The 26638-nt window shown below is 68.8% G+C and carries 21 protein-coding genes; 12 read left to right on the top strand and 9 right to left on the bottom strand.

Annotated elements, in window-relative coordinates; translation table 11 throughout:
- The first annotated feature begins 48 nt into the window (after positions 1-48).
- Positions 49-2853, top strand: coding sequence for an AfsR/SARP family transcriptional regulator (locus BKN51_RS30475; protein WP_442857688.1), 2805 nt, complete (start codon positions 49-51; stop codon positions 2851-2853).
- A gap of 119 nt (positions 2854-2972) precedes the next feature.
- Here the strand turns inward: BKN51_RS30475 and BKN51_RS30470 are convergent, their stop codons facing one another.
- The 3 genes from BKN51_RS30470 to BKN51_RS30460 all read right to left on the bottom strand — a co-directional run bounded on the left by BKN51_RS30470 (position 2973) and on the right by BKN51_RS30460 (position 7246).
- Complete coding sequence (locus BKN51_RS30470) at positions 2973-3788, bottom strand: DUF72 domain-containing protein (protein ID WP_101610914.1); 816 nt, start codon at positions 3786-3788, stop codon at positions 2973-2975.
- A gap of 52 nt (positions 3789-3840) precedes the next feature.
- On the bottom strand, positions 3841-4596 hold the full coding sequence (locus BKN51_RS30465; protein ID WP_101613542.1) for a DUF4253 domain-containing protein: 756 nt from the start codon (positions 4594-4596) through the stop codon (positions 3841-3843).
- A 1003-nt stretch (positions 4597-5599) separates the two neighbouring features.
- The gene (locus tag BKN51_RS30460) at positions 5600-7246 is read right to left on the bottom strand and encodes a DNA repair helicase XPB (protein WP_101610913.1); all 1647 of its coding nucleotides are present in this window, start codon (positions 7244-7246) and stop codon (positions 5600-5602) included.
- Positions 7247-7331: 85 nt separating this feature from the next.
- Between BKN51_RS30460 and BKN51_RS30455 the strand changes: the two genes are divergently transcribed.
- Positions 7332-7967 carry an LppU/SCO3897 family protein gene (locus BKN51_RS30455; protein WP_101610912.1) on the top strand — a complete coding sequence of 212 codons (636 nt, stop codon included), beginning with the start codon at positions 7332-7334 and terminating at the stop codon, positions 7965-7967.
- A gap of 49 nt (positions 7968-8016) precedes the next feature.
- Here BKN51_RS30455 and BKN51_RS30450 read toward each other — a convergent pair whose 3' ends face one another.
- Complete coding sequence (locus tag BKN51_RS30450; protein WP_174720469.1) at positions 8017-8964, bottom strand: ABC transporter substrate-binding protein; 948 nt, start codon at positions 8962-8964, stop codon at positions 8017-8019.
- Positions 8965-9164: 200 nt separating this feature from the next.
- Here BKN51_RS30450 and BKN51_RS30445 point away from each other — a divergent pair, with 200 nt between their 5' ends.
- The 3 genes from BKN51_RS30445 (at position 9165) to mdlC (ending at position 14263) form a co-directional block, all read left to right on the top strand.
- A complete protein-coding gene (locus BKN51_RS30445; RefSeq protein ID WP_174720468.1) occupies positions 9165-11897 on the top strand; it encodes a sensor histidine kinase in 2733 nt (910 codons plus the stop codon).
- A 15-nt stretch (positions 11898-11912) separates the two neighbouring features.
- The gene (locus BKN51_RS30440) at positions 11913-12590 is read left to right on the top strand and encodes a copper homeostasis protein CutC (RefSeq protein ID WP_101610909.1); all 678 of its coding nucleotides are present in this window, start codon (positions 11913-11915) and stop codon (positions 12588-12590) included.
- Positions 12591-12679: 89 nt separating this feature from the next.
- Positions 12680-14263 carry a benzoylformate decarboxylase gene (gene mdlC, locus BKN51_RS30435; protein WP_101610908.1) on the top strand — a complete coding sequence of 528 codons (1584 nt, stop codon included), beginning with the start codon at positions 12680-12682 and terminating at the stop codon, positions 14261-14263.
- A gap of 108 nt (positions 14264-14371) precedes the next feature.
- Here mdlC and BKN51_RS30430 read toward each other — a convergent pair whose 3' ends face one another.
- The 5 genes from BKN51_RS30430 to BKN51_RS30410 all read right to left on the bottom strand — a co-directional run bounded on the left by BKN51_RS30430 (position 14372) and on the right by BKN51_RS30410 (position 18973).
- Entirely contained in the window at positions 14372-15244 is an 873-nt protein-coding gene (locus BKN51_RS30430; RefSeq protein WP_101610907.1) for an ABC transporter ATP-binding protein, read from the bottom strand.
- Between the two features lie 22 nt (positions 15245-15266).
- Positions 15267-16100 (bottom strand): ABC transporter permease, encoded by an 834-nt coding sequence (locus BKN51_RS30425; RefSeq protein WP_101610906.1) that lies wholly within the window; start codon positions 16098-16100, stop codon positions 15267-15269.
- Positions 16097-16867, bottom strand: coding sequence for an ABC transporter permease (locus tag BKN51_RS30420; protein ID WP_101610905.1), 771 nt, complete (start codon positions 16865-16867; stop codon positions 16097-16099). The genes BKN51_RS30425 and BKN51_RS30420 overlap by 4 nt, the downstream gene beginning before the upstream one ends.
- Positions 16868-16875: 8 nt before the next feature.
- Positions 16876-17820 (bottom strand): ABC transporter substrate-binding protein, encoded by a 945-nt coding sequence (locus BKN51_RS30415; RefSeq protein ID WP_101610904.1) that lies wholly within the window; start codon positions 17818-17820, stop codon positions 16876-16878.
- A 310-nt stretch (positions 17821-18130) separates the two neighbouring features.
- A complete protein-coding gene (locus BKN51_RS30410; protein ID WP_233222937.1) occupies positions 18131-18973 on the bottom strand; it encodes an ABC transporter substrate-binding protein in 843 nt (280 codons plus the stop codon).
- Between BKN51_RS30410 and BKN51_RS44525 the strand changes: the two genes are divergently transcribed.
- The 7 genes from BKN51_RS44525 (at position 18963) to BKN51_RS30380 (ending at position 26335) form a co-directional block, all read left to right on the top strand.
- Positions 18963-19181 (top strand): hypothetical protein, encoded by a 219-nt coding sequence (locus tag BKN51_RS44525; RefSeq protein ID WP_233222938.1) that lies wholly within the window; start codon positions 18963-18965, stop codon positions 19179-19181. The two genes, BKN51_RS30410 and BKN51_RS44525, sit on opposite strands and share 11 nt — an antisense overlap.
- A gap of 661 nt (positions 19182-19842) precedes the next feature.
- The gene (locus BKN51_RS30405; protein ID WP_101613541.1) at positions 19843-22959 is read left to right on the top strand and encodes a nitrate- and nitrite sensing domain-containing protein; all 3117 of its coding nucleotides are present in this window, start codon (positions 19843-19845) and stop codon (positions 22957-22959) included.
- A 20-nt stretch (positions 22960-22979) separates the two neighbouring features.
- Positions 22980-23438, top strand: a complete 459-nt coding sequence (locus BKN51_RS30400) for a roadblock/LC7 domain-containing protein (protein WP_101613540.1) — start codon at positions 22980-22982, stop codon at positions 23436-23438.
- A 25-nt stretch (positions 23439-23463) separates the two neighbouring features.
- Entirely contained in the window at positions 23464-24243 is a 780-nt protein-coding gene (locus tag BKN51_RS30395) for a DUF742 domain-containing protein (RefSeq protein WP_076158620.1), read from the top strand.
- Positions 24224-24832: a GTP-binding protein gene (locus BKN51_RS30390; protein WP_026467043.1), complete on the top strand. Its 609-nt coding sequence runs from the start codon at positions 24224-24226 to the stop codon at positions 24830-24832. Before BKN51_RS30395 ends, BKN51_RS30390 begins: the two co-directional genes overlap by 20 nt.
- 462 nt (positions 24833-25294) lie before the next feature.
- Positions 25295-25717 (top strand): roadblock/LC7 domain-containing protein, encoded by a 423-nt coding sequence (locus tag BKN51_RS30385; protein ID WP_020631857.1) that lies wholly within the window; start codon positions 25295-25297, stop codon positions 25715-25717.
- 6 nt (positions 25718-25723) lie between these two features.
- A complete protein-coding gene (locus BKN51_RS30380) occupies positions 25724-26335 on the top strand; it encodes a DUF742 domain-containing protein (protein ID WP_101610902.1) in 612 nt (203 codons plus the stop codon).
- Positions 26336-26638: the final 303 nt, after the last annotated feature.

The raw sequence follows: 26638 nt of genomic DNA, 5'->3' as shown, positions 1-26638 counted from the left end.
TGCTGGAATCGGATGCCGTTTTCCGCGATTCCGGACAGAATGGGCGACGTGGCACTCGACTTTCGCGTGCTGGGACCCACCGAGGTCACGGCCGACGGGCTGCCGGTGCCCTTGGGCGGCAGCAGGCCGCTCATCGTGCTGGCGGGCTTGTTGCTGCGCGCGAACACGGTGGTGCCGGTCGAGGAACTGGGCCGCTGGCTGTGGCCGGACGACCGGCGGCGGTCCAAAGGCGCCCTGCAGACGTACATCCTGAGGGTCCGCCGCGCGCTCGGCGACGAGGTCACCATCCGCACCGAACGCGGCGGTTACCTGCTCGAACTCGACGAGAGCCTGCTCGACCTCGCCCGGTTCCGCTCACTCGCCGCGGCGGGAGCGGAGTCCGCGGCGGACGGCGACCTGCGCCAGGCGGCGGAGCGGTTCGCCGCCGCGTTGGCCGAATGGCGTGGCCCGGCACTGCAGAACGTCCATTCCGAGGCGCTGCTCCGGGACGAAGCCGACCAGCTGGGCGAAGAGCGGCTGCGTGTCCGCGAGCAGTGGGCCGACGCGCTCATCGCCCTCGGCGAGCACGGCACGGTCGTTCCCGAGCTGACCAGGCTGTGCCGTGAGAACCCGCTGAGGGAGCGGCTGCACGAGCAGCTGATGATCGCGCTCTACCGCTCCGGCAGGCAGGCCGAAGCGCTGAACGTCTACCGCCGGATCGGCGCGGTGCTGGCCGAAGAACTCGGCCTGGACCCCGGCGCGTCACTGCAGCGCGCGCACCAGGCGATCTTGACCGGCGAGGAGGCCGTCGAGACCACATTGGACTCGGAGCTGACGCGGTACCGCCTCGGCGCCGAGCCGATGATCCCGCGCCAGCTCCCGGCGGATCTCCGGGTCTTCTCCGGCCGCCAGCGCGACCTCAAGGCCTTGCACGGACTCGTCCCGGAAGCGCTGGACACCGAGCGGTCGACGTCCATCGCGTCGATCGAGGGGATGGGCGGCATCGGCAAGACGACGCTCGCCGTCCATTTCGCGCACGAGGTCGGGGAGCGTTTCCCCGGCGGGCAGGTGTACCTCAACCTGCGCGGATACGGCCCCGGCGACCTGGTCGAACCCGCGACCGCGCTCGAAACCATGCTCGTCTCGGTCGGCGTCCCCGCCGACCGGATCCCCGCCGGCGTCGACGGCCGCGCGGCCACCTGGCGCACCTACAGCGCGGGCCGCCGGATGCTGATCCTGCTCGACAACGCCGCGAGCACCGAGCAGATCCGGCCGCTGCTGCCCGGCCCCGGCTGCCTGGTGCTGGTGACCAGCCGCTGGCAGCTGCACGCCCTCGTGGCGACCCACGGCGCGCGACGCGTCGCGCTCGAGGAACTGCCGGACGAGGACGCGATCACCCTCGTCGCTTCGACGATCGGGCTGGACCGGGTCACCGAGGATCCCGAGGCCACCGAACGGTTCGTCCGGTACTGCGGCGGGCTGCCGCTGGCCATCCGGATCCTCGCGGTGCGGGCGGCGCAGTTCCCGGACCTCGCGCTGCGGGAGTTCGTCCGGCTGCTGGACACCGAACAGGACAGGCTGGGCTCGTTCGACCTCGCCGACGGCGACGAGACGAACGTCCGGGCCGTCTTCTCGTACTCGTACCGGGCGCTCGACGAACGGGCCGCGCGGATGCTGCGGCTGCTCGCCCTGCCCACCGGCGGCGACTTCAGCGTGCCCTCGGCCGCGGCGGTGGCCGGGGTCGACGTCGCGGAAGCGAGCGTGGACCTGGCGAAACTGGCTTCCGCGCACCTCATCGCGCGGTCCAGGCCCGGCCGGTACCAGTTCCATGACCTGATCCGCGCCTACGCGGCCGAACTTTCGGCGAAGCTGGACGGGCCCGAGGCGCGGACGGCGGTGCTGGACAGGCTGCTCCACGCGTCGCTCGCCTCGGCGCTGAACGCGTCGCGGCTCTTGCGTTCGGATCGGCACTACCGGCTCGTCGAACCGGAGCGGTTCGACGGCGCGGGGCTGAAGTTCGGGCACTACGAACAGGCGCTGGACTGGTTCGACGAGGAGGCGGGGAATCTCATCGCCGCGGTGAACGTGGCGTACCGGGAGCGGCGGTACCGGGAGTGCTGGCAGCTGGCCTGGCTGCTGCAGTCGTATTTCATCGTCCGTGCCAGGTTGGAGGACTGGCGTTCGGTGTTCGGCGTGGCGCTCCGTGCCGCCCGCGACCTGGAGGACCGCTCCGGTGAGGCCGCCATCCTCAGTGGACTGGGCGTGGTCTGCGGAGTCGGCCGCCAGTACGACGACAGCATCGTCTACCTGAAGCAGGTCGTCGAACTGCAGCGCCAGGTCGGGGATCGGCAAGGGGAGGCGCGGGCTCTCTACAACCTCACACTGGCCAGCCAGGACCCCGGCACGGCGTGGGAATACGGGACGCGCGCGTTGAGTCTCATCCGGGAGCACAACGTCGGCGCCGGTATGGAGGCCAGCGCCCTGCAGGCCCTCGGAGACATCTGCACTCAGGTCGGCCGCTTCGAGCAGGCGCTCGGCTTCGCCGACCAGGCACTGGCCCTGGAGGTGCACGCGCTCCCCGACGAAGCCCGCTTCACCCTGCACACCAAGGGGACCGCGCTCGTCGGGCTCGGCCGCGCCGATGAAGGCATCGCCTGCATGCGGCGGGCCGTCGAGATGTTCTTCGCCCACGGCGAGCTCTACGAAGCGGCCGACGTGCTGGCCCAGCTCGGCGGAATCCATCTGCGGCTCGGTGATCCCTCGTCGGCGCGTGAGTGCTGGCTGCGTTCGGTGCGGGTGCTGACCGAGCTCGCGCATCCGGACGCCGACGACGTCCGGACGAAACTCGCCTCGCTGGTCTCCGGCCAAAGTTGAGCGAGGCACGGGCGCCCGGCGTGCCGACCCCCAGTCGCAGCACGCGAGTACGCCCGTGACCTCACGCGTCACCTAACAGGACACCGCTCACTGTGCGCTGACTGTGCAGCGTGCGCGGGTCAGGCCAGGAGTTTCGCGAGGGCGATCGCGTTCTTCGGCGCCTCGGCCTCGACGGTGTTGTCGAAGTAGACGTACGTGTCGCGGCCCCAGCCTTCGATCTTGCGCGCCCAGCGTTCGAGAGTCTTGTCTCCGTACCCGCTGACGTAGAGCTCCTCTTCGCCGTGCAGGCGGACGTACGCGAAGTCCTCGCTCGTCATCTCCTCGACGAACGGGAACTCACCGGCGGTGTCGGCGACCACGAGCGCGATGCCGTGTTTCCGGAACAGGTCGAGGCTTTCGGGCTCGGTGAAGCTCGGATGCCGGACCTCGATGGCGTGCCTGAGTTTCCGGCGCGGCTTCGGATCGGTGTGCGGCTCGGCCTCGAGCTTGTCGTCGTACTCGCTCGCGAGCTTGGCGGCGGCGTGGCTGGTGCGCGGCAACAGCTTGAAGAAATCCTCGACGCGCTCGGCGTCGAACGACAAGCGCGGCGGCAGCTGCCAGAGGATCGGCCCCAGCTTCCTGCCGAGCGCCAGCACCCCGGAAGCGAAGAAGTTCGCCAGCGGCGTCTCGACGTCGCGCAGTTGCTTCAGATGGGTGATGAAGCGGCCACCTTTGACGGCGAAGACGAAGTCGTCCGGGGTCTGCTCGGCCCACGCGCGGTACCGCTCCGGCCGTTGCAGCGAGTAGAACGAGCCGTTGATCTCGGCGGAGTTCATCCGGCCGGACAGGTATTCGAGCTCGCGTCGCTGCACCAGGCCGCGCGGGTAGAAGTTCCCCCGCCACGGTGGGTAGCGCCAGCCTGAAGTGCCGATCCTGATCTCGGCGACGTCGATCACCGCCTTCCCGTGCCGCTCAAATTCCCCCTCTCTCCTCGGTGCAAACGCCCGATCAGGCCCACGAGAACTGCCACCGGCGGGTCTGGACCAGGCTGGAGGCGAACTCGCGCAGGTTGCCGGGCTGACCGGCGAACGCGGGCAGGCAGAACGAGCGGTGCTCGGCGGCGACCGTGAGCGCGCGGCCCTGGGTGCGCGGCGGCGCGGCCACCGACAGCTCCATCGAGTCGAAGCCCAGCACCGTGAGCGTCGCGCCGAAACGGTCTTCCCAGCTGCGCAGGACCGCGGACAGCTCGTGGACCTGGTCGGTCGCCTTGATCATGCCCGTCCAGCCGAGGATCGCCGGGATGTCGGCGGGCCGCTCGGTCTGCACCAGCGCGAGCCGGTGCGGCCCGCGCGCGGCCAGGATCGACCCGGTGTTGCCCGCCTCGGCCAGCGGATCCGCCCGGCGCGACGGACGGCGGGCGAGGCCGGGGAACTTCGCGCCGAACGGGCGCAGGCAGGCGCCGTCGCAGCACGACGTGTCCCACCAGCGGGCCAGCACTTCGGCCGGGTCCACCGAGGAGATCCGGTGGTCGGCGGGGGCGAGCCTGCCACGGTCGTCGATCCAGTCCTCGCCGTTGGCCGCGAACCGCTGGTCGTGCGGGATCAGCACCGGCCACAGCCCGGACCGGTCGAACTCGGCGACGCAGCCGGTGTAGCGCTCCGGCCTGGTCAAGGGCAGGTCCGAGACCCAGATCCGGCCGTGCCACCGGCCGGGCGGCAGGGTCTGGACGGGCGGCGTACCCGGGCGGAACGGTGCGATCGTCATCGGCTTCCCCTCGAACTGGTGTTCGGTCAACTCTACCCGAACACTAGTTCGAAGCACCGACAGTTTTCGATACCCCGTTTGCGGGATCTCTGGGACGGCGCCTCATGCGTCCCTGGCGTCACAGGCGCACCATCGACACCGTCCACAATGGAGGAAGGTGCCGCGGTGGTCCTCTGGTCGCGGCCGCGTGTGAGGTTTCGGCTTCTCTTGAGGGGTAAGGCAAAGGTGGCGTGTCCGATGCCGAGCGGCCGTGTCGCGAAAGCCACTTTCGGGACATCAGATGTCGCGAAAGTGGCTTTCGCGACACCTCGGAAAGGCTGGTGTGGCCGCTCGCGACGGGCTTTCACGCCGCTGGGTGGGGGAGAGCTTTCGCGTACCTAGGCGCCAGGGTCTCGGCAAAGTCGGCTATCCGCACGTGTCGGGTTTCGAGGGTTTTCAGCGGGCTGGTTGTCGCATGGTGGGGGTGCGGCTGTCCGCAAGGGGCTGCAGGACGGGTCACGATGCCCGATTCGGGCGCTTTACGCGGTTTCGCGCGGGGGTCGTGAGTGGTTAAAGAGGGTTATTGAGGGGAAGGGCAAACGTGTCGTGTTCGCGGGAGGGTCGTGCCGGACTGAAGGCTCCCTTCGCCGCGTCCGATGCGGTGAAGGGAGCCTCCGGCAGCGCGGATCTGGACCGGCCGCACCCTGACTGTCCACACGGGACACGCTTAGCCGGGTAAATGTCTGATTGATACCCATATGCACGCTTTGCGGAGGGGGTCGTGAGTGGCAAAGAGGGTTCTAGCCCTCTTTGCCACTCACGACCCCCCCGCAAACCTCCCAAATCGGGTAAAGACGGGTCGAAGGTGTCCTCTGTGGACATTCGAGGAGCGTGTCTGGTCACGGTTGACGAGCCCGCTCCCGCACCCCTGCGACCAGCGGATAGCCGACTTTGCCGGAACCCTGTACCTAGGCGAGAGGAAGGGGACCTTCACGTACTTGCCCAGAGGACGAAACGCGGGGGGTCACATCGGGCGAAGCAGGTCGTCCGCGTCCACGATCCGGTACGCGTAGCCCTGTTCGGCCAGGAATCGCTGCCGGTGCGCCGCGTACTCCGTGTCGACGGTGTCGCGCGAGACGACCGAATAGAAATGCGCCTGCCGCCCGTCGCCCTTCGGTCGCAGCAGCCGTCCGAGCCGCTGGGCCTCTTCCTGCCGCGAACCGAACGTCCCGGAGATCTGGATCGCCACCGAAGCCTCCGGCAGGTCGATCGAGAAGTTGGCGACCTTCGAAACGACCAGCGTCCTGATCTCGCCGCGCCGGAACGCGTCGAACAGTTCCTCGCGTTCCTTGTTCCGTGTCGCGCCCTGGATCACCGGCGCGTCCAGCTCGTCGCCGATCATCTCCAGTTGGTCGAGGTAGGCGCCGATGACCAGCGTCGGCTCGCCCGGATGCCGGTCCACCAGCGTTTTGATCACCTTGGTCTTGGTGTCCGCGGTCGCCGCCAGCTTGTACCGCTCCTCGGCCTCGGCAGTCGCGTACGAGAGCCTCTCGGCGTCCGTCAGCGTCACGCGGACCTCGGTGCACTCCGCCGGCGCGATCCAGCCCTGCGCCTCGATGTCGCGCCACGGGACGTCGTACCGCTTCGGGCCGATCAGGGAGAACACGTCGCCTTCGCGGCCGTCCTCGCGCACCAGGGTCGCGGTCAGGCCCAGCCGCCGCCGCGACTGCAGGTCCGCGGTCATCCGGAACACCGGCGCGGGCAGCAGGTGGACCTCGTCGTAGACCACCAGGCCCCAGTCCCGCGAGTCGAACAGGTCCAGGTGCCGGTACTCACCCTTGGTCTTGCGCGTGACCACCTGGTACGTCGCGATGGTGACCGGCCGGATCTCCTTCTTCTCGCCGGAGTACTCGCCGATCTCCTCTTCGGTCAGCGAGGTCCGCGCGATCAGTTCACGCTTCCACTGCCGTCCGGCGACGGTGTTCGTCACCAGGATCAGCGTCGTCGCCTTCGCGTGCGCCATGGCCGCCGCGCCGACCAGGGTCTTGCCCGCGCCGCACGGCAGCACGACGACGCCGGATCCGCCCGCCCAGAACGCCTCCGCGGCCTTGCGCTGGTAGTCGCGCAGCTCCCAGTCGTCCTCGGCCAGCTCGATCGGATGCGCCTCGCCGTCGACGTAGCCCGCGAGGTCCTCCGCGGGCCAGCCGACCTTCAGGAGCGCTTGCTTGAGCCGACCGCGTTCGGATGGATGCACGATGACGGTGTCTTCGTCGATCCGCGCGCCCAGCATCGGGCTGATCTTCTTGTGCCGGAGGATCTCCTCCAGCACCGCGCGGTCGATGGTCGACATCACCAGCCCGTGCGCCGGGTGGTTGGCGATCTGCAGCCGCCCGAACCGGCCCATCGTGTCCACGATGTCGATGAGCAGCGGCTGGGGGACGGGGAACCGCGAGTACGTCGTCAGCGCGTCGACGACCTGTTCCGCGTCGTGGCCCGCGGCGCGCGCGTTCCACAACGCCAGTGGCGTGATCCGGTAGGTGTGGACGTGCTCGGGCGCGCGTTCCAGTTCGGCGAACGGCGCGATGGCGATCCGCGCGTCGTCGGCCTGGCTGTTGTCGACCTCGAGGAGCACGGTCTTGTCGGACTGGACGATCAGCGGGCCATCGGTCACATCCTCCTTTATACGTTCCGGCCACACCGGCTCCCGCCTCGGCACCGCTGGTGGAAGGATGTGCGGCAGGTGACTGGAGGGGATCTTGACGACTACACCGACCGGCGGGGCGCCCGAGTACGACCCGTTCAACGCGCCCGCCCCGCTGCCCGCGATGCCGGACGTGGGAATGCCGACGCCGTTCCCGAAGCCGCCGCCGCTGAGCGTCCTGGCCAGGGTCGCGATCGTGCTGGGCGTCGTCGCCGCGCTGGGCTTGGGGAGCCTGGTCGCCTGGGGGATGTCGCAGTCGGGCAAGTTCGGTTCGGTCGAGGCGGGCGAGTGCCTGTACCTCACCGACGAGGCCGGTGGCGGCCAGAGCTACACGACCGCCGGCTGCTCGACGAGCCGCGCGACCTTCCGTATCGACGACGTGCGCACCGGCTCGTCCGAGTGCCGCGGTTCCGACTACGTCCAGTTCGAGCTGTACGGCAGGTCTTCCGACAAGAAGGCCGAGAAGACGCTCTGCCTGGCGCTGAACGTCGAGACCGGGGACTGCCTGCGCGACGTCGTGCACGAGACGCGGATCGCGAAGGTCCGCTGCACCGACATCACCGCGGAGGCGCGGGCGCTCGTGATGCGGGGATCTTCGGAGACCGTCTGTTCGTCGGACGACACCGCCCTGCACTACACCGGGCCGCCCGCGCGCACCGTGTGTCTGAGGCCGACCGGCGAAAATATTTAGAGTCAGGCACGGCCTGTCCGTTGAGGGTGGCGGCGGGGCGGGGTCCGGGCTAGCGGGGCACCATCGCCTGGACGTCGAGCCGGGCCCCGATCATGCCCGAGTTGTGCATCAGGTCGGCGACGCGCTGCAGCCGGATGCCGTTGAGGGAGACCGGGTAGGTCCCGAGCGAGATCAGGGACGCCGTGGTCCGGTCGATGTCGGAGAACGACGGCAGCGCGTCACGGACGACGGCCGGGTCGGCCGCCCGCACCTGCGCTTCGCCGAGCACCTTCCGGAAGATCGCGAGCGTGCGGGCGTTGCCCTGGCCGAAGGCGCCCGTCGAAACGTAGGACGACATCGGGAAGTCCAGTGTCGCGCCGCGAGCGCCGTCGGCGAGGATGCTCGCCCCGAGTTCCTTCTCGGCCCTGGTGATGTACGGCTCGACCATCCACGCGGCGTCGACCTCGCCCGCCTGCAACGCCTGCGGCATCCGGTCGAACGGATGCTGTTTGAACTGAATCTTGTTCACGTCGACGCCGGCGGTCGCGAGTACCGAACGGGCCGCGAGCACGCCGACGTCGTCGAGCATGTTCACCGCGATCTTCGGCGACTTCTTGAGCGTCGGCTCGGTGTAGTCGGAGCCGGGGAGTGTGACGAGCGCCATGGTGTTGCGGCCGGCGGTGTACGCCTCGCCCTGCAACTGCAGTGCCGTCCCGGCCGCGGCGGCGCGGAAGATCGACACGTCGCTGGCGAACACCAAGTCGATCTCGCCCGCCGAAAGTTTGCCGATCGCCTGGTCGGCGGGAATATCGACAAGGGTCACGGAAAGGCCGGCCGCGGTGAACTTGCCGTCGGCCACGGCGACCCTCAAGGGTGCCGTGTCGAGGGGGCTTCCGACACCGATTCGTAGTTCCGCCCGTTCGAGTGGCGCGTCGGTACTTGCGTCACCGCCGGAAAACACTCCGCAACCGGCCGTCGCCAGCAGAGCCGCTACCAGCGGAATCGCCCAGACGCGCATCATCGCCTCCGCCCACCTACCGAGAGAATGTGCTCCTCCTTCTGGATCGTATGGTCCAGGCCCCATACGATCGCGTGCGGGAGACGCCGGATTGCGCGGCTTTCGATCGTTCTCGAACCTTGTTACTCTACAGTAGGTTCGGGCTCTCGTCCCCGATGTCAGCCATGGGAAAGGGTCCCGTGGTGGGAAAAGGAAACCAGGTGGCCCGTCGCGACAAGCGTCCCCGTGGGGGCGACGCGGCGGAACGGCATCCGCGTGTCGGAGGACGCTGGCGGCTGCGGAACTGGCACCTGCGTACCAAACTCTTCGTCGTCCTCCTGATCCCCGCGCTCGCGGTGGTCGCCCTCGTCGGGCTCCGGGTCAACTCGGACCTGCGGGATGCCCGGCAGTTGGCCGAATTCGCCACGCGTGGCCGGGTCGACAGCACCGTCGCCGAGGCCGTGCATCAGCTCCAGCGCGAACGCGACCTCACCGTCCGGTTCGTCGCGGGCGATCGCAAGGGCGACGTCTCCGAACTGACCGAGCAGCGCAAGCGCGCCGACGAGGCCATCGGCACGTTCGACCGCACGCTCGGCGAGAGCAAGAGCAGGCTCGGCGACAAGGCCGCGACCAGCCTGCAGCTGACCAGCGATCGCCTGCGCGTGCTGACCGGGCTGCGGTTTTCCGCGGAACACTCCGCTTTTCCCGCCGACGCGGTCCTGCGCTCCTACAGCGAGCTGATCTCCGGCCTGCTCGACATCAGCGATTCCACCGCCGCCGACGTCTCCGACCCGGATCTGGGGAAGCTCCGCCTCGCGGGCAACGCGCTCGCGCGGATCAAGGACCAGATGTCGGTCAAACGCGCGATCATGGCGGCCGCGCTCGCCCAGGGCGGCCTCAACCGGGACCGGACGCGCGCCCTGCTCGGCGCGGAGGCCGAACTCGCCGCCGCCCGCAACGACTACCGCACCTTCGCGACGCCCGAACAGCAGCGGATGTACGACGACACGGTGATCGGCCTGATCGTCGACATCGGCAACGACATGGTGGAATCGGCGCTCATCCGCGCCGAGAACGACCAGGGGCTCGGCGGACTGGACCCGAACCAGTGGGACACCGCCGCCACCTACACGGTCAACCTGGCCCACCAGGTGCAGCAGGCGGTGCTCGTCCAGCTGCAGGAACGCACGGACACCCTTGCGGCGCAAGCGAGAACGTCCGCCATCTGGGACGGCGGCATCGTGCTCGCCGTCCTGGTGGTCGCCGGTGTGCTCTCCGTGATCATCGCGCGGTCGCTGTTACGGCCGCTGCGGATCCTGCGCCGCAGCGCGCTCCAGGTCGCCGAACACCAGCTCCCCGCCGCCGTCCAAGGACTGCTCAGCGATCCCGAACCGCAGCCGGAGAACCTTCGGCGGCGGCTGGCCGTCGCGCCGGTCCCGGTGTTCAGCCGGGAGGAACTCGGCCAGGTGGCGCGGGCGTTCGACGCGGTGCACGGCGAGGCCGTCCGGCTCGCGGGCGAACAGGCGATGCTGCGGGAGAACATCAACGCGATGTTCGTGAACCTTTCGCAGCGCAGCCAGGATCTCGTCGAGCGGCAGCTTTCCGTGCTGGACCGGATGGAGGCCGACGAACAGGATCCCGACACGCTCGCCGGGCTCTTCGAACTCGACCACCTCGCGACGCGGATGCGGCGCAACAGCGAGAACCTGCTGGTGCTCTCCGGAACCGACGTCGTCCGCGAGGACGGTGGAGCCGTCGTCGCCGACGAGATCATCGGTGCCGCGCTTTCCGAGGTCGAGCACTACCAGCGCATCGAACTCGGTGCGGCGCCGCGGATCGCGGTCCGCGGCGAGGCCGTCAACGACCTCGTGCACGTGGTCTCCGAACTGCTGGAGAACGCGACCCGGTATTCGGACCAGAGCACGATGGTGCAGGTCGAGGGGCACGAGACCGAACGCGGCGAATGGCAGATCGAGATCACCGACCACGGCGCCGGGATGCCGCAGGCGGAGATCGACCGGACCAACACGCGGCTGGCGAATCCGCCGGACGTCGACGTCGAGGTTTCGCGGCGGATGGGCCTGTTCGTGGTCGCGACGCTGGCCGTCCGGCACCGGATCGACGTCCGCCTGCGGTCCGCCGACGGCGGCGGGATCACCGCGGTGGTCGTCGTTCCCTCGGGGCTCATCGTCGAAGCGCCCCAGCCCGCCTCGATACCGGAGCCCCCGCCGGTCGTCACCCCGCCCGAGCCGGAACCCGAACCACCGCTGGAAGTCCCGTCGCTGCCCGAGCCGGAGGAGAGCGGGGCCGAGGAGTCGCGCTTCGCGCCCGTGCTGGACCCCGGGCCGTTGCGGCGCGCGCCCGTCGTCGAGCGCGAGAACCCGCCGGAGTGGCCTTCGTCGGACGACGACGCGGGAAACCACCTCGAGCTGGACTCGCCGACCGAGCGGATGCCCAAGTACCAGAGCGTGCTTTCGCAGTGGTTCGACCACGGCGGCCCGCGCGAAGGACCTTCGCCCGCCGAACCCGGTCCGCCTTCTTTGCCCTCGTTCGAGCCGGTGAAGGCGGCCCAGGAGAGCGCCGCGACCGAGGAACCCGCGCAGGATCCGGACGAGCCGACCGAACCGGCGCTGAAGCCGGTGGCACCGAAAGCTCCGGCACCGAAGGCTCCTGCACCGAAAGCTCCGGAACCGAAAGAAAAGACGCCCGAACCCGAGCCCGCTTGGCCGACGTCCGCCGAGCTGGAGCAGGAGGACGGGGCCGAGGAAACCTGGCCCTTCCTGCCCGCCGTCGTCCCCGAGGCGCGGTCGCAGGACGACAGGCCGGAGAAGCCGCGAGGGGAGAGGCCGATACTCTCACTTTCCCCCGAAGCGGTCCGCGAACGGATGACCAGCCTGCAAGGCGGGTTCCGGCGCGGTCGCCACGCCAGGGGTGACGACAACCCCTCGGCTTAGCGAATTGGAAGGTCCATGAGTTCGAAAACCGGCCTGCTGGAAGTGATCGCGCTGACCGCCGCGGACGCGGAGCGCGCACAGGAGGGCGGGGCGGATCGCCTCGAACTGGTCAGTGACATGGCCAGCGACGGTCTCTCGCCGTCGGCCGGGACGCTGCGCGACGTACTCGCCGCCACCGATCTCCCGGTGCGGGTCATGCTGCGCGACAACATGTCCTTCGCCGCCGGCGACCTCGACGGGCTGCGCGCGGACACCGCCCGGCTGATCGAAGCGGGCGCGCGGGAGTTCGTCTTCGGTTTCCTGGACCTGGAAAGCGAAATCGACGTCGACGCCTGCGAGACACTGGTCAAGGAGCTCGGCGGGCTGCCGTGGACCTTCCACCGCGCCATCGACCGCGCGCGGGACCCGTTGCGCGCCTACGACCAGCTGGCCGCGCTCGGCTGCGACACGGTGCTCGCGGCCGGGCATCCGCACGGGGTGGCGCACGGCCTCTCGGTACTGCAGCGGCTCGCCCGCCGGACGGACGGGCCCCAGCTGCTCGTCGGCGGCGGCCTGCGGGCGCAGCAGGTGCATCTGCTGCGGGCGGGCGGGGTGCGCGCGTTCCACGTCGGCAGCGCGGTCCGGCCCGGCGGCTGGGAGTCCGATGTGGACGCCGCCGCCGTCCGTGAGTGGGCGGCGCTGGTCAAGGACTAGCCGTACGCAACGGGTCAGGTCCAGACCACGGACGGTGATATGAGGTTGCATCTTCAACTATCCGGTTAGGACCAGATAGCGTGGGGCCCATGGCTACCCGCACCGTACGTGACGCGACCAGGGAATTGCTGCGCGATCTGGGCCTGACCACGATTTTCGGCAATCCCGGCACCACCGAGATCGCCTTCCTGACGGACTGGCCCGACGACTTCACCTACGTGCTCGCGCTCCACGAGGCGTCCGTCGTCGCGATGGCAGACGGGTACGCCCGCGCCGCGCGACGGCCGGCGCTGGTGAACCTGCACTCGGCGGGCGGGGTCGGCCACGCCCTGGGGCATGTCTTCACCGCGTACCGCAACAACGCCCCGCTGATCATCCTCGCCGGACAGCAGACCAGGTCGCTGCTGCCGGACGACCCCTTCCTCGGGGCCGTCGAGGCGACGAACTTCCCCAAGCCGTACGTGAAGTGGAGCTGCGAACCGGCCAGGGCCGAGGACGTCCCGGCGGCGCTGGCGCGGGCGTATCACATCGCGACGCAGGCGCCCATGGGCCCGGTGTTCGTCTCGGTGCCGGTGGACGACTGGGACGTCGAGACCACGAAGCCGGTCATCTCCCGGCCGCCGATCCGCGGCTTCGCGCCCGATCCGTCCGCTTTGGACGAACTGGTGTCCGCCTTGGACGCCGCCGAGCGCCCGGCGATCGTGGTCGGCCCCGGCATCGACGGTGAAGGCGCCGTGCCGGACGTCGTCGCGCTGGCCGAGAAGGTGGGCGCCGGGGTCTGGGCGCCGCCGATGGGCGCGCGCTGCTCCTTCCCCGAGGACCACCCGCAGTTCTTCGGCTTCCTGCAGCCGGAACGGAAAACGCTCGCGGGCGCGCTGGCCGACCACGACCTCGTGGTCGTGATCGGCGCCCCGGCGTTCACCTACCACGTGTACCGGGGCGAGTCGGAAACCACGCTGCCGCCGCTGTTCCTGATCAGCGACGACGAACAGATCCTCGCCAGGGCCGCCGAGGGCACCGGGATCCGGGCGACGCCGAAGCTCGCGATCCGCGCGCTGCTGGACCGCGCCGCGCCGCGGGAAGCGCCGAAATCCCGCACCCGGATGGAAAAGCCCGCCGCGGTCACGCCGATCACGCCCGGCTTCGCCTACTCCGTGATCTCGGAAGTCCTGCCGGACAACGCGATCGTCGTCGAGGAGACGCCGAGCCACCGCAACGAACTGCACGACCACCTGCCGATCAAGTCCACCGACACCGGCTTCCTCACCGTCGCCAGCGGCACCCTCGGCTACGGCCTCCCCGCCGCCGTCGGTGCCGCGCTGGCCCGCCCGGACCGCAAGGTGGTCGCGATCCTGGGCGACGGATCGAGCATGTACTGCGTCCAGGCACTGTGGACGGCGGCGCAGAACAACCTGCCGGTGACGTTCGTGATCTTCGACAACTCGCAGTACGCCGCCGTGCGCATCCTCGGCGAGGCGGCGGGCGGGGAGAAGGTGCCGGGTGTCGACCTCGGCGGCATCGATTTCCCCGCGCTGGCGAAGAGCCTGGGCCTGGCGACGTCGGTCGTCGAGAAGGCGGAGGACCTCAAGCCGACGCTGGAGGCCGCGCTGCCGGACGAGCGGCCGCATCTGGTGCACGTCCGCATCGACGCGAACCCGCGCACGCTGTACTGACCGCTCGAGGGGCTCGGCGCCGAGCCCCTCGCGCGCGCTATGAAAGGCCCGTTACTTGCAAAATTTGCAAGTAACGGGCCTTTCATAGCACTTGGCGAGCGGGAAGGATCAGCCCTTCGAGTGAGCGTCAGCGTCCACAGAGGACGACTCCGCCGCCTTCTGCGCCAGCTCGTACTCGGCAGCGTCAGAGGCCGCGGTGACAGCTTCAGGGGCACCGCCGTGCAGCAGCCGCGCGACCTCGCCGCGCAGCGTCACGAACTCCGCGGACTCGCGCGTGGTGATCTGGTTCCGTTCCGCGGGCAGCCCGACCGGCAGGTCCGCGACGATGGTCGCCGGCGACTTCGACAGCACCAGTACCCGGTCCGACAGGTAGACGCTCTCGTCGATGTCGTGTGTGACCACGAGAACCGTGCTCCCGTTCTCGCGCTGCACGCGCCGGGTGAGGTCCTCGAGTTCGAACCGCGTCTGCGCGTCGACCGATGCGAACGGCTCGTCCATCAGCAGGAGGGCGGGCTGGCTGGCCAGGGCCCGCGCGATCGACACACGCTGCTGCATACCGCCCGAGAGCTGCCACGGGAACTTCGAACCGACGCCGGACAGGCCGACCGAGTCCAGCGCGTCCTGCGCCCGTGTCCGGCGCTCGGAGCGGCTCAAGTTGCGCCACCGCAAGGGGAACTCGACGTTCTTGGCGACCGAGAGCCAGGGGAACAGTGAGCGGCTGTAGTCCTGGAACACCACGGCCAGGTCCTCCGGCACCCCGGAGGAGACGTCGTCGCCGTGCAGGCTGACCCGGCCGGACGTCGGCTTGATCAGCCCGGCGATGCAGCGCAGCAGCGTCGACTTTCCGCAGCCCGACGGGCCCACGATGCTCGCGAGCTGGCCGGTTTCCACGGTGAACGACAGGTCGTTGACCGCGACGTGCGCCTTTTCTCCCGCGCCGTACCGGTGGTTCAGCCCGGAGACTTCGAGCATGGTTGACATCTTGCTGACCCTTCGAGAAGAACTAGATACGGCCGTTGCGGGTGGGCTGCCAGCGAAGCACTCTCTGCTCCACCGCGAGGAACGCCGCGTTGAACCCGAAGCCGAGCAGCCCGAGCAGGACCAGCCACGACCACATGAGCGGGAAGTCGAACGCCTGCTGGGCGTCCATCAGGGACCGGCCGATGCCGTTGTAGGAGCCGACCAGTTCCGAGATCACCATCAACAGCAGGGAAATGGACAGGCTCAGCCGCAGGCCCGCGAAGATCTTCGGCCCGGCGGCGGGCAGCACGATCGAGCGCACCCAGTACGACCGCGGGGTCCGGAACGACTTCGCGGTGTCGATCTTCACCTGGTCCACCGACCGGACGCCGTCCACGGTGTTGAGCAGCACCGGCCAGATCGCGCCGAAGATGATCGACCCGGTCTGCATGCCCGGCCCGAGTCCGAAGAGGACGATGAACACCGGGATCAGCGCGGGCGGCGGCACCGAGCGGAAGAACGCGAAAAGCGGTCCGACGTAGTCCATCCCGGTCTTGGACCGGCCCAGCGCGACACCCAGCGCGACACCGAGGGCGCCGGCCAGCAGCCAGCCGCCGAGCGTCCGGCCGAGACTCGGCAGGACGTTGTCGAACACGGTGTCGGTCAGGAACAGCTGCGAGGCCGGGCCCGTGAACCACAGCTTCGCCGAGGTGGTCAGGATTTCGGTCGGCGGCGGGAAGAACGGGCTCTGAGCGAGCCGGGTCGAAAGCTCCCAGATCCCGACCAGGGCGAAGAACAGCAGCCAGTTGCGGACCAGGATGCCGAGGCCCCGGCCCACGCGCCTGCCGACGCGGCTGGTCAGCGTGAGGGTCGTCACGAGATCGCCTCCCGGTCGACCGTGCTCCAGCGGAACGCCCGCCTGCCGATCATTTCGAGCCCGCCGTTGATGAGGAAGCCGAGCGCGCCGACCACCACGGTACCGGCCAGGACGAGATCGAACCTGGTCGAACCGGTACTGGCCTGCATGATGAAGTTGCCGATGCCGAGTTTGGCACCGGCCAGGAATTCGGTACTGACCACCGCGATCAGGGCGATGTTGGCGGACAACCGGACCCCGGTGAACACGAACGGCGCGGTATGCGGCAGCGCCACCGACGTCAGCGTCCGGAACTTGCTCGTGCCGCAGGCCTTCGCGGTCTCCATCAGCACGGGGTCGATCTCGCCGAGCGCGTAGATCGTGTTGAACATGATGGGCCACAGCGACGCGTACACGGCGAGCGTGATCTTCGCTTCGGGGCCGCCGCCGATCAGCAGGAGCACCAGCGGGATCAGCGCGACGGCGGGGATCGGCCGCAGGAACTCGATGACCACCGCGGTCGCGGTGCGCAGTCCGGGGATGCTGCCCAGCAGCAGCCCGGCGGGCACGGCGATGGCGACCGAGATGAGCAGCGCGATCGCCCACGCGAGGAAGGTGGCGATCAGGTCGCGGATGAACTGCACCTCGCCGAACTGTTCGAGGATCGTCACGACGACCACGGACGGCGGGGGGATGAACTCTTTACGGACCAGGCCGGCCTGGACGATCACTTCCCAGATGAGGAAGAAACCGGCCAGACCGGCCAGGGCACGGAGAAGTCGTGACACCTTTACCTTTATCCAGCTTGAGGGGAGAGCATCGGGGCGGCATCGAGCTTGGTCGTCAGCACCCCGGTCTGCAGCAGCAGATCCGGTACGCGCTGCAGGCGCCGCGGGTCCAGGGTGGACCCGAACGTCGGCAGCGTGAGCAGTGACGCGGTTTCGGCGTCGACCTTGGCGTACTTGACGATCAGCGGTTCGAGCTTGGAGCGGTCGGCCGAGTCGCGCACGGCCTTGGCCATCGCGCGCTGGAACGCGGCCAGCGTCTTGGGGTTCTTGTCCACGAAGGAGCCGAGCGAGCCGAAGCCCGCCAGGGGGAAGTCCTGGGTGGCACCGGTCGCGATGTCGACGACCGGGGTCGCGCCCGCCACCTTGGAGGCCTGGGTCAGGAACGGCTCGGGCAGGTAGCCCGCGTCGACCTGGCCCGAAGAGAGCGCGGCGACGATGTTCGGCAGCGCCATCGGCACCCACTGCACCTTGCTGGTGTCGACGCCGTGGTCCTTCATCACCGAGACGGTGAGCAGGTGCGAGGCGGTGTTCTTGTCGGTGATGGCGATCTTCTTGCCCGCGAGGTCGTTGATCGTCTTGACCGGCGAGGCCGGCACCGTGACGACCGCGTTGCTCTTGGGGCTGGCGGAGACGGCGTCGGCGACGAGCCGGATGTCGGCCGCGCCCTTGCTCTTCGCGAGGAAGAACGGCATGTAGGTGGAGAAGGCGATGTCGACCTCGCCACCGATCATCTTGGTCATCGAAGCCTGACCGCTGGGGGCGTCGACCGCTTCGACCTCGAGACCTTCGGCCTTGAAGTAGCCGGCTTCCTGCGCCAGCCGCAGCGGCGCGAGGTCGACGACGGGCAGCAGGGCCACCTTGATCTTCGGCTTCTCCAGCGCACCGTCGCCGCCGGCCGCCTTGGACGAATCCTCGCCCCCGAGGGCACCACAAGCGCCCAATGTGGCCAACATGAGCGCGCTCAGGGCGACACCGATGGCGCCCCGTCCTCTACGTACACCGCTCCTGCTCATGGCGTCTCGAAACAAAGCCAGCTCCTCGGAAACAATGAATCACCGTTTGGGGGATTTTCATCCGTGTCGTGGCTTCATTTTCGCCAGGCACGCGGTCACCTTAGAGATTTGCCCACTCACTCACAATGGGTGTCGTGAGCGGGTGATCAATTTAGGCCATTCGCCTGATCGCGTGATCACCCGCTTGGACAACGCTACTTTTAGTGATCGAATTACTGGTGGAGCGGCAATTCGGAGTAACCGCGTGTCATCAACTCGTGGTCTGTTCCGCGATCATCGGGCCGACGTCGATCTTGCTCTGGATCGCGCCCATCTGCAGGAGCAGGTCCGGGACCCGCTGGATGCGGCGGGGGTCCAGGGTGGACTGGAACGTCAGCAGCGTGGTCAGCGCGGCGGTGTCCTGGTCGATCTTGGCGTACTTGACCAGCAGCGGCTCGATCTTCGAGCGGTCGGCCGCGTCGCGGGTCGCCTTCTGCATGGCGCGCTGGAAGGCGGCCACGGTTTTCGGGTTCTCGGTGGTGAACTTGCCGAGAGCGCCGTAGCCGGCAGTGGGGAAGTCCTGTGTCGCGCCGGTGGCGGTGTCCACGATCGGGACCGTGCCCGCCTGCTTCGCGGCCTGCGTGATGAACGGTTCGGTCAGGAAGCCGGCGTCGATGTCGCCGTTCTTGAGCGCGGCCGCCATGTTCGGCGGCTGGACCGGTACCCACTGGACCTTGCTGAAGTCGACGCCGTGGTCTTTCATCACCGACTTGGTGAGGGTGTCGGACACCGTGTTCGGCGCGAAGATGCCGATCTTCTTCCCGGCCAGGTCGTTGATGCCGCGCACCGACGAGTTCGGCATGGCGATGATCGCCGTGCTCTTGGGACCGGCGGACGAGGCGTCGGAGACCAGCTTGATGTCGGCGGTGCCCTTGCTCATCGCGATGAAGAACGGGGTGTAGCTGGCGTAGGCGACGTCGACCTCGCTGCCGATCAGCTTGGTCAGCGAGATCTGGCCGGTGGCGGCTTCGACAAGCTCGACGTCCAGGCCTTCCGCCTTGAAGTACCCGCCGTCCTGTGCCAGGCGCAGCGACGCGGTGTCGATGGTCGACATCGTCGCAACCTTGATCTTCGACTTCTCGAGGTTCCCGGAGCCGGCGGAAGAGGGCGAATCATCCCCGCCGAGCAGGCCGCAGCCGCCGACCGACGTCGTGACGACGGCCGCCATCGCGAGTGCGATCGCCCCACGCCGGCTCAGGCTGGCGCTCAAGGCCTTCTTCGAAAGCAAAGTGGTGCTCCTGATCGAGGGGGAGGACACGTGATGACGTGGCCTGATGCGGAATTCGGAAGTGACTCTTTGTCAGAGCCACGCGCTCACTGTAGAGAACGGGCAACGTGCTCACAATGGGTGGTCATCCTATGATCCCCAGTGGTAACGATCACCCGAACAGGTTGTTTGTCAGAAGTGAACACAACTGGGCGTGTTCATCGGAGGCGCGTGGCGAGAGTTTGTTGCCAACTGAGCGCCAACAGGTCAAGACCCGTCCGGTGCCTTCTTGTGTGTCTTGTCCAAAGGGTTACATCTGGGCCTGCCGTTCGCTACCCTCATGCACCGGTAGTGAGGTGTGGACCACTGATGTAGTGAAAGAGAGTGCCTTGGATGGCCGAACGCTCTGGACCTTTCCCGAGGTGCAAGGCACTCTGTGTGGAACAAGTGCGTCTTGTCCGAACGGGTGCTGAACACGTCCGTGCTTCACTGGTGCGCGCCCGCGTACTGGCGGGTTAGGCCGAATAGACCAATGACGCCAGACGGGGTTTCGGTCAAGTGCACCTGAGAGACTGCGTCGAAGACGACCTCCTCATTCGGAGGAGTGAATACTCACGCCGAGCACATCCCTGCCGGGTGGCAGGAGCGTGCGGGTAGTGGTCTCCGACAACCGACCCAGACAGCAGTACGGCCAGCTCGAGAACGGCGTGTCCAAAATGGGCTTTCCCGGCCCGGATGAAGATGATGGTGGTGCGGCGGTGCCGAACGAAGACACCGCGGGGGTGGGAGGGACCCCTGCGCGGGAAACCGGAGACGGTCCTGGCGGGAAGGTGGCCGGGTCGTTCCTGGGCCTGCGTAACTGGCGTCTGCGATCCAAGCTCGCAGCCGTCCTGATCATTCCGACGCTGACCGCGCTCGCGCTCGGCACCCTGCGCGTGATCGACGACGGCGGTGAGGCCGCCCGGTTCCAGGACACGGCCGACCAGGTCGCGTTCGCCGACAAGATCACGCTCGTGGTGCACGAGCTGCAGAGCGAACGCGCGCTCGCCGTCGCCAACATCGCCGCCGACGACCCGTCGCGCCAGGCCGGTCTCGACGCGCAGATCGCCAAGGTGGACCGCGCGGTCGACGATCTGCGGGCCTCGGCGAACCAGATCAACCCGGACGATCAGGACACGAGGGACCGCTACTCGCGTGGTCTGCAGCGGCTCGACGCCCTGCGCCCGCTGCGCGGCGCGATGAACACCTCGCTGCTGGGCGACACCCCTGTCCTCATCGCCTACTCCGGCATCCTCGACTCGCTGGTCCAGCTCGGCCGCGAGGTGACCACCGCGGTGACCGACCGCGACGTGCTCCGGCTCGGCGTCACCGTGCAGGCCATCAGTGAGAGCAAGGAGTTCATCGCCCGCGGTGACGCGGCGCTGCTGATCGCCTCCTTCCGCAACGCGTTCCCCGGCGACCTGTTCGACCAGGCCCGTTCGGCGGTGGCCAGCGGCGACGCCTCGACCGCTGCCTTCCTGGCCAACGCCAGCCCCGAACAGCGGCAGCTCTACTCGGACACCTTCTCCGGTCCCGAGGTCGACGACCGCCGCCGGATCACCACGATGGCGTTCTCGCTGCACCAGCAGAACGTGCAGCCCGAGATCGACAACGTGGCGCTCGGCAACGACAGCCGGGTCGCGCTCGACAAGCTGCGCGCGGTCGAGACGAACCTGCTCGGCCAGCTGCGGGCACAGGCCGACGGCCTGGCCACCGACGCGATCAACTCGGCCTGGATCGGCGGCGCGATCGTGCTGCTGGCCCTGCTCGCGGCGCTGTTCCTGATGCTCGTCATCGCCCGCCTGATGCTGCGCCCGCTGCGGGTGCTGCGGAAGACGGCGCTCGACGTGGCGTACACACGACTGCCGGAAACCGTGCAAGCCATCCTGGACGACCCGGACCCGGTCAACGCCTCGAAGCGGTCGGTCGAGCCGGTGCCCGTCACCTCGCGTGACGAGATCGGTGAAGTGGCGCGGTCGTTCGACGTCGTCCACGCGCAGGCCGTCAAGATGGCCGCCGAGCAGGCCCTCCTGCGCGAGAACGTCAACGGCATCTTCGTGAACCTGTCCCGCCGGTCGCAACGGCTGGTGGAACGCCAGCTCGGCGTGATCGACCGGCTCGAGGCCGACGAGCAGGACCCGGACCACTTGGCCAGCCTGTTCGAACTCGACCACCTCGCCACGCGGCTGCGCCGCAACGGTGAAAGCCTCCTGGTGCTCTCGGGTGCCGGTCTCGCGAAGTCGGTGCCCAAGCCGGTGCCCGCCGCCGACGTCATCGGCGCCGCGGTCTCGGAGATCGAGCAGTACGCCCGGATCGAGATCGGGATCGTCCCCGAGGTCGCCGTCCAGGGCCTGACGATCCACGACCTCGTGCACGTGCTCGCGGAACTGCTGGACAACGCCACCTACTTCTCCGAGCCGGAGACGAAGGTGACCGTCCGCGCGGTGATCACCCGCAAGAAGGCGCTCGCCATCCAGGTCACCGACCACGGTGTCGGCATGACCGACGAGCGGCTCGCCGAGGTCAACACGCGACTCGCCGAACCGCCGGACCTGGACGTCTCGGTGACCCGGCGGATGGGCCTGTACGTGGTCGCGCGCCTGGCGCGCCGCCACGGCATCGAGGTCCGGCTCCGGGAGAACGAGGACATCGAAGGCGGCGTGATCGCGCGGGTCGTCGTGCCCGCCGAGCTGCTCACGCAGATGCGGCCCGGTGTGCGGAACACCCCGCCGCCGCCGAACCGCTCGGAAACGTCCATGCCGTCGATGCCCTCGATGTCCGAGATGTCGACCTCGCTGCCGAGCATCCCCGCTTCCGACCGCGGCCTGGAGATGACCCCGCCTCCGCCGTCGAAGCCGCCGTCACACCAGCCTGTCGCGCAGCAGGGCGGGCTCGTCCCGCTCGACCAGCCGATCAGCCTCGACGACCTCGTCGCGGGCAAGAACGCGGCAGGGCCGTTCCTCAGCCCCGCCGCCCCCGTGGAGGAAAGCCCGGCGTGGCCGACGGCGGACGACATCTCGCCGACGAACGGCGACGGTGCCTCCAGCGGCACGGAGACGCAGTTCGCGTCGCTCGTGCTGCCCAAGCGGGAGCCGCGCTACGTCCCGGTGACCCCGGCCGAGCCGACACGTCAGCCCGAGGAGCCCGCGGACACGGGCAAGTCGGCGCTCGAGGACGACGTCCCGACCAGGCGGCTTCCGATCTACCAGTCGGTGCTCTCGCGCTGGTTCAGCGAAGGTGACGAGGCGGGCGGCGACCAGCCGACCACCTACACCGAGCCGGTCGAGCCGCCCGGATCGGACGTGCCCGAGCAGAACCGCCACGGCCTCGACGAGCCCGACGAAGACGTCGTCGAGCCCGCCGAAGAGGCGTTGCCCACTCGGACCCCGGAGAGTGTTCCGCCGGAGACGGTGCTCCAGGACAATGGCTGGCGCAGCGCGTCGGACGACGGCTGGCAGGCGGCGCAGGTCCTGTACGAAGACCGGAACGACGAGGTCACCCCGGCCGGCCTGCCCAAACGGGTGCCGAACCAGTATCTCGTCCCCGGTTCGATCGGCGGGAACGAGCCGAAGAAGGAAGACTCGTTCGCCGACAAGACTTCCGGAATGCCGGGAACGGGTGCGATAGCCCGCTCGGCGACGGCGGCTCGAAGCCGGATGGCAAGCTTCCAGCAGGGTTACAAGTCGGGACGGCACGCGTTGAAGGACCGCCCGCTCGATGCGCTGGATGACAACGGCGTTCCGGTGACTGGCAGGGGTGCGGATTCCCCTGCCGATGACAGCAGTAAGGAGTGAAAGTGACACGGGCGGGTGCGATGCAGCCGGGCGGTCCGGCGCAGCCTGGCGGCCAGGCGCAGGGTAGAGGACACACGAGCAGCTTTGCCTGGCTGATCACGGATTTCGTGCACCGGGTCCCGGGCGCGGCGCATGCCGTGGTGGTGTCGGCGGACGGTTTGCTCCTGGCCTCCTCGAAGGGGCTCCCCAAGGACAGGGCCGACCAGCTCGCCGCCGTCTCGTCGGGGCTCACCAGCCTCGCGCGCGGTGCGGCCAAGGTGTTCGAAGGCGGCACGGTCGCGCAGACGGTGGTCGAGATGGCCAACGGCTTCCTCTTCCTGATGTCGGTGTCGGACGGGTCCTGCCTGGCGGTCCTCGGGTCGCCGGAGAGTGACATCGGCCTGGTCGTCTACGAGATGACCCTGCTGGTGGAACGCGTGGGACAACAGCTGACACCGGAGATGCGCGCGCAACTGCAGGGCGCGTCGGTCCGCCGCTGAGCGACCGGGAACCGAGGAGAATGCCGTGGACGACGGGCGCTTGAGGGGCGATGGCCGGCTCGGTGACGACTTCTCCGGCGGGTGGTCGGAACGTGACGACGGCCGGGAGGACTGGACGTCCTTCCGGGACCGGGTCGACCGCGAATGGCGATCGCGACGGGCACAGGGGTCGGACAACGATCCCGTGTCCCCGGACGAGGCCTCCCGCTGGCTGACCGATTCGAACGCGGGACAGGGACCCGCCGATTTCAGCGTCACGGACTACCGGGAACGCCTGCTCGGCGGCCCCGGGGCGGAACTGTTCGGTGGTGGCAGCGGTCCGCTGTACGACTCGGGCGAGTTCGCCAAGTTCTCCTTCGACAAGGAGGAGGAGCGCCGGGCGGCCGCGGCCGACCCGCTCGCCGCGGCGTTGCCGCAGCAGGCGCAGAACGAGTTCGTCGACGAGCAGTACACCACCGACGTCGAATCCTCCGGCCTGGTCCGGCCGTACTTCCGCACGCGGGGACGGACCAAGCCGACGTACGACCTTGCCATCGAGGCGTTGATCTCGACCAGCGAACAGGGACGTGTGCTCGATCGGGTACGCGTCCCCGAACACCGGTCGATCTGCGACCTTTGCCTGGACACCCGGTCCGTCGCCGAAGTCGCGGCGCTGTTGCGCCTGCCGCTCGGCGTGGTCCGGGTGCTGATCGGAGACGTGGCCGGCCTCGGCCTGGTCCTGGTGCACACCGCCAGCCAGAACGTGGGTGACCGGCCCAGTATCGAGTTCATGGAGAGGGTGCTCAGTGGGCTTCGGAGAATTTGACTCCGACGCGAATGCGCCGCAGGTGGCCGGGCCGACGTCGTCGGCCAAGATCGTGGTCGCTGGCGGATTCGGCTCGGGGAAGACCACGCTGGTCGGAGCGGTTTCGGAGATCGATCCGCTGACCACCGAGGCCATGATGACCGAGGCCAGTACCGGCGTCGACGACAATTCGGCCACCCCGAACAAGTCGACGACGACCGTTGCCATGGACTTCGGCCGGATTTCGCTGGACTCGGATCTGGTGCTGTACGTGTTCGGTACGCCGGGCCAGCACCGGTTCTGGTTCATGTGGGACGACCTCGCGGTCGGCGCCATCGGCGCCGTCGTGCTGGTCGACACGCGGCGGCTCGCCGACGCGTTCCCGTCGATCGACTTCTTCGAGAACCGGAAGCTGCCGTACGTCGTGGCGATCAACTGCTTCGACCGGTTGCTGCACCACCAGATCGAGGACGTCCGGCACGCGCTGACGATCTCACCGTCCGTGCCGATCATGGCCTGTGACGCTCGGGAACGTGAGTCCGCCAAGCAGGTGTTGATCTCGGTCGTGCAGCACGCCATCGCCCACGATTCGGCGTTGCGCGCGGGGTAGAAACACGACACAAGAGGGTGCGCGCGGGGTGGAATACAGACGAAAGCCCGAAGCGGATGCGGCCGTTGGAGTGAACTCGGCAGGCTTCACCCGCTTCGGGGAGTGGCGCCACCGGCAGGACTGACCGCGAGGCGATCCCTCGCGGCCGATTCCGTGCAGGTGTAACCCGATCGGGTGGCCGGACCGTCGATGACCTGCGTGGACACTGGTTCACGCCCGGTCGCACCCGGCCACCACGGGGTGACCCACGAATGCGTGGTTCGCGATACGTCGACGCGGTGAGCGGCTGGACGTTTACGTTCGGTTAACACCTGCGGCCGGGTGGCGGGCTCGACACGATCGGCGGGACGAATACGCTGGGTGGAGGCGTCTTTCGGCTCGCCGGTGCCAGGTCGGTGCTGGTCGGGGAAGGACGTCCGGACCACGCCGCCCAGGTGGTCTTGACGCAGCGAGGAGGGACTTGTGACGGCATCCGGACAGCAGCAGAGCTCGTTCGGCTGGCTCATCACGGATTTCGCGCGCCGGGTTCCCGGTGCCGCACACGCCGTGCTGGTCTCCGCGGACGGTCTTCTTCTCGCGCCGTCGGAGGGGCTGCCGCAGGAACGGGCCGAACAGCTGTCCGCGGTCGCTTCCGGATTGATCAGCCTCACCGCCGGCGCGGCACGCTGCTTCGACGCGGGCGGGGTCAACCAGACCGTCGTCGAGATGGAACGCGGGTACCTCTTCCTCATGTCGGTCGCCGACGGCTCGTCACTCGCCGTGCTGGCCGCGCCGACCTGTGACATCGGCACCGTGGCCTACGAGATGACCCTGCTCGTCGAGCGGGTCGGCCAGCAGATCACCCCCGAGCTGCGGGCGCAGCTGCAGGGCGGCGTACGTGGGTAGCCGCCGATGAAGATCACCGGATTCACCGAGCCGGAACCCCCGGGCTGGGACTCCCTCTACCAAGGCACCGAACGCGAAGCCTTCGACTCCCCGAGCAGGTTCGAGCTGAGCTCGATCAGCACGGTCATGCCGCGCCGCCAGGTCGCGCCGCCGGAGCAGGCCCCTCCGTCGATGCCCTCGCCGATCCGCCAGTCGACACCGCGTCCCGCGTCCGCGGGGAACGGCGCCGCCGGTTCGAGTCCTTCGGGCAGCGCGCCCGCTTCGGTCTACCTGCCGTCCTCGGGCTCGCGTGTCCGGCCGTACACCCGCACCGGCGGGCGCACCCGGACCGCGCACGCCCTGGCGCTGGAGGCGCTGGTGTCGACCAGCGACGACGGCCGCCGGTATCGCGGCGTGCGGACCATGGAGCACCGGCAGATCTGCGACCTCTGCCTGGACACCCGGTCGATCGCGGAGATCGCCGCGCATCTGCGGCTGCCGCTGGGCGTCGTGAAGGTGCTCGTCGGCGACATGGCGGACGCGGGCCTGGTGCTGATCCACCAGACGGAACTGATCCTCGGCGACTCTTCCTCGCGCGCCTTCATGGAGCGCGTGCTGCAAGGCCTTCGCGCCCTCTGACCCTGCCCGTGTTTCCGGACCTCCCGCGTTTAGTCCTCTAGTTGCGGTCCTTGCGTGTGCAACTACCGCAACTAGAGGACTAAACGCTGGGGCTGGCACGTCCTGGCGATGCCCCCAATGCCACATTAGGGACGCTCAGCGTCTCCAATGCCTCATTGGGGACATCAACCGAGGCGCGCGGCGATCAGGGCCGCCTTGCACTCGGTCGGGATCGGGACGCCGGAATGGCCGACTCATGGCGAGGCCATGTCGATGGTGCTGAAGGATCTTCGCACCGAGCAGCTGGTCTAGCTGCGAACTACC

The sequence above is a fragment of the Amycolatopsis sp. BJA-103 genome (assembly GCF_002849735.1).
In the GTDB taxonomy this organism is placed as follows: Bacteria; Actinomycetota; Actinomycetes; order Mycobacteriales; family Pseudonocardiaceae; genus Amycolatopsis.
This window is presented reverse-complemented; position numbering and strand designations above follow the sequence as displayed.

Coding starts and splice junctions, on each gene's coding strand:
- BKN51_RS44525 (WP_233222938.1), top strand. CDS start 18,963: ATGGTCGACATCGTCGCAACCTTGATCTTCGACTTCTCGAGGTTCCCG.
- BKN51_RS30380 (WP_101610902.1), top strand. CDS start 25,724: ATGAAGATCACCGGATTCACCGAGCCGGAACCCCCGGGCTGGGACTCC.
- BKN51_RS30400 (WP_101613540.1), top strand. CDS start 22,980: ATGCAGCCGGGCGGTCCGGCGCAGCCTGGCGGCCAGGCGCAGGGTAGA.
- BKN51_RS30410 (WP_233222937.1), bottom strand. CDS start 18,973: ATGTCGACCATCGACACCGCGTCGCTGCGCCTGGCACAGGACGGCGGG.
- BKN51_RS30450 (WP_174720469.1), bottom strand. CDS start 8,964: ATGCGCGTCTGGGCGATTCCGCTGGTAGCGGCTCTGCTGGCGACGGCC.
- mdlC (WP_101610908.1), top strand. CDS start 12,680: ATGGCTACCCGCACCGTACGTGACGCGACCAGGGAATTGCTGCGCGAT.
- BKN51_RS30415 (WP_101610904.1), bottom strand. CDS start 17,820: ATGTTGGCCACATTGGGCGCTTGTGGTGCCCTCGGGGGCGAGGATTCG.
- BKN51_RS30465 (WP_101613542.1), bottom strand. CDS start 4,596: ATGACGATCGCACCGTTCCGCCCGGGTACGCCGCCCGTCCAGACCCTG.
- BKN51_RS30440 (WP_101610909.1), top strand. CDS start 11,913: ATGAGTTCGAAAACCGGCCTGCTGGAAGTGATCGCGCTGACCGCCGCG.
- BKN51_RS30430 (WP_101610907.1), bottom strand. CDS start 15,244: ATGTCAACCATGCTCGAAGTCTCCGGGCTGAACCACCGGTACGGCGCG.
- BKN51_RS30405 (WP_101613541.1), top strand. CDS start 19,843: ATGGGCTTTCCCGGCCCGGATGAAGATGATGGTGGTGCGGCGGTGCCG.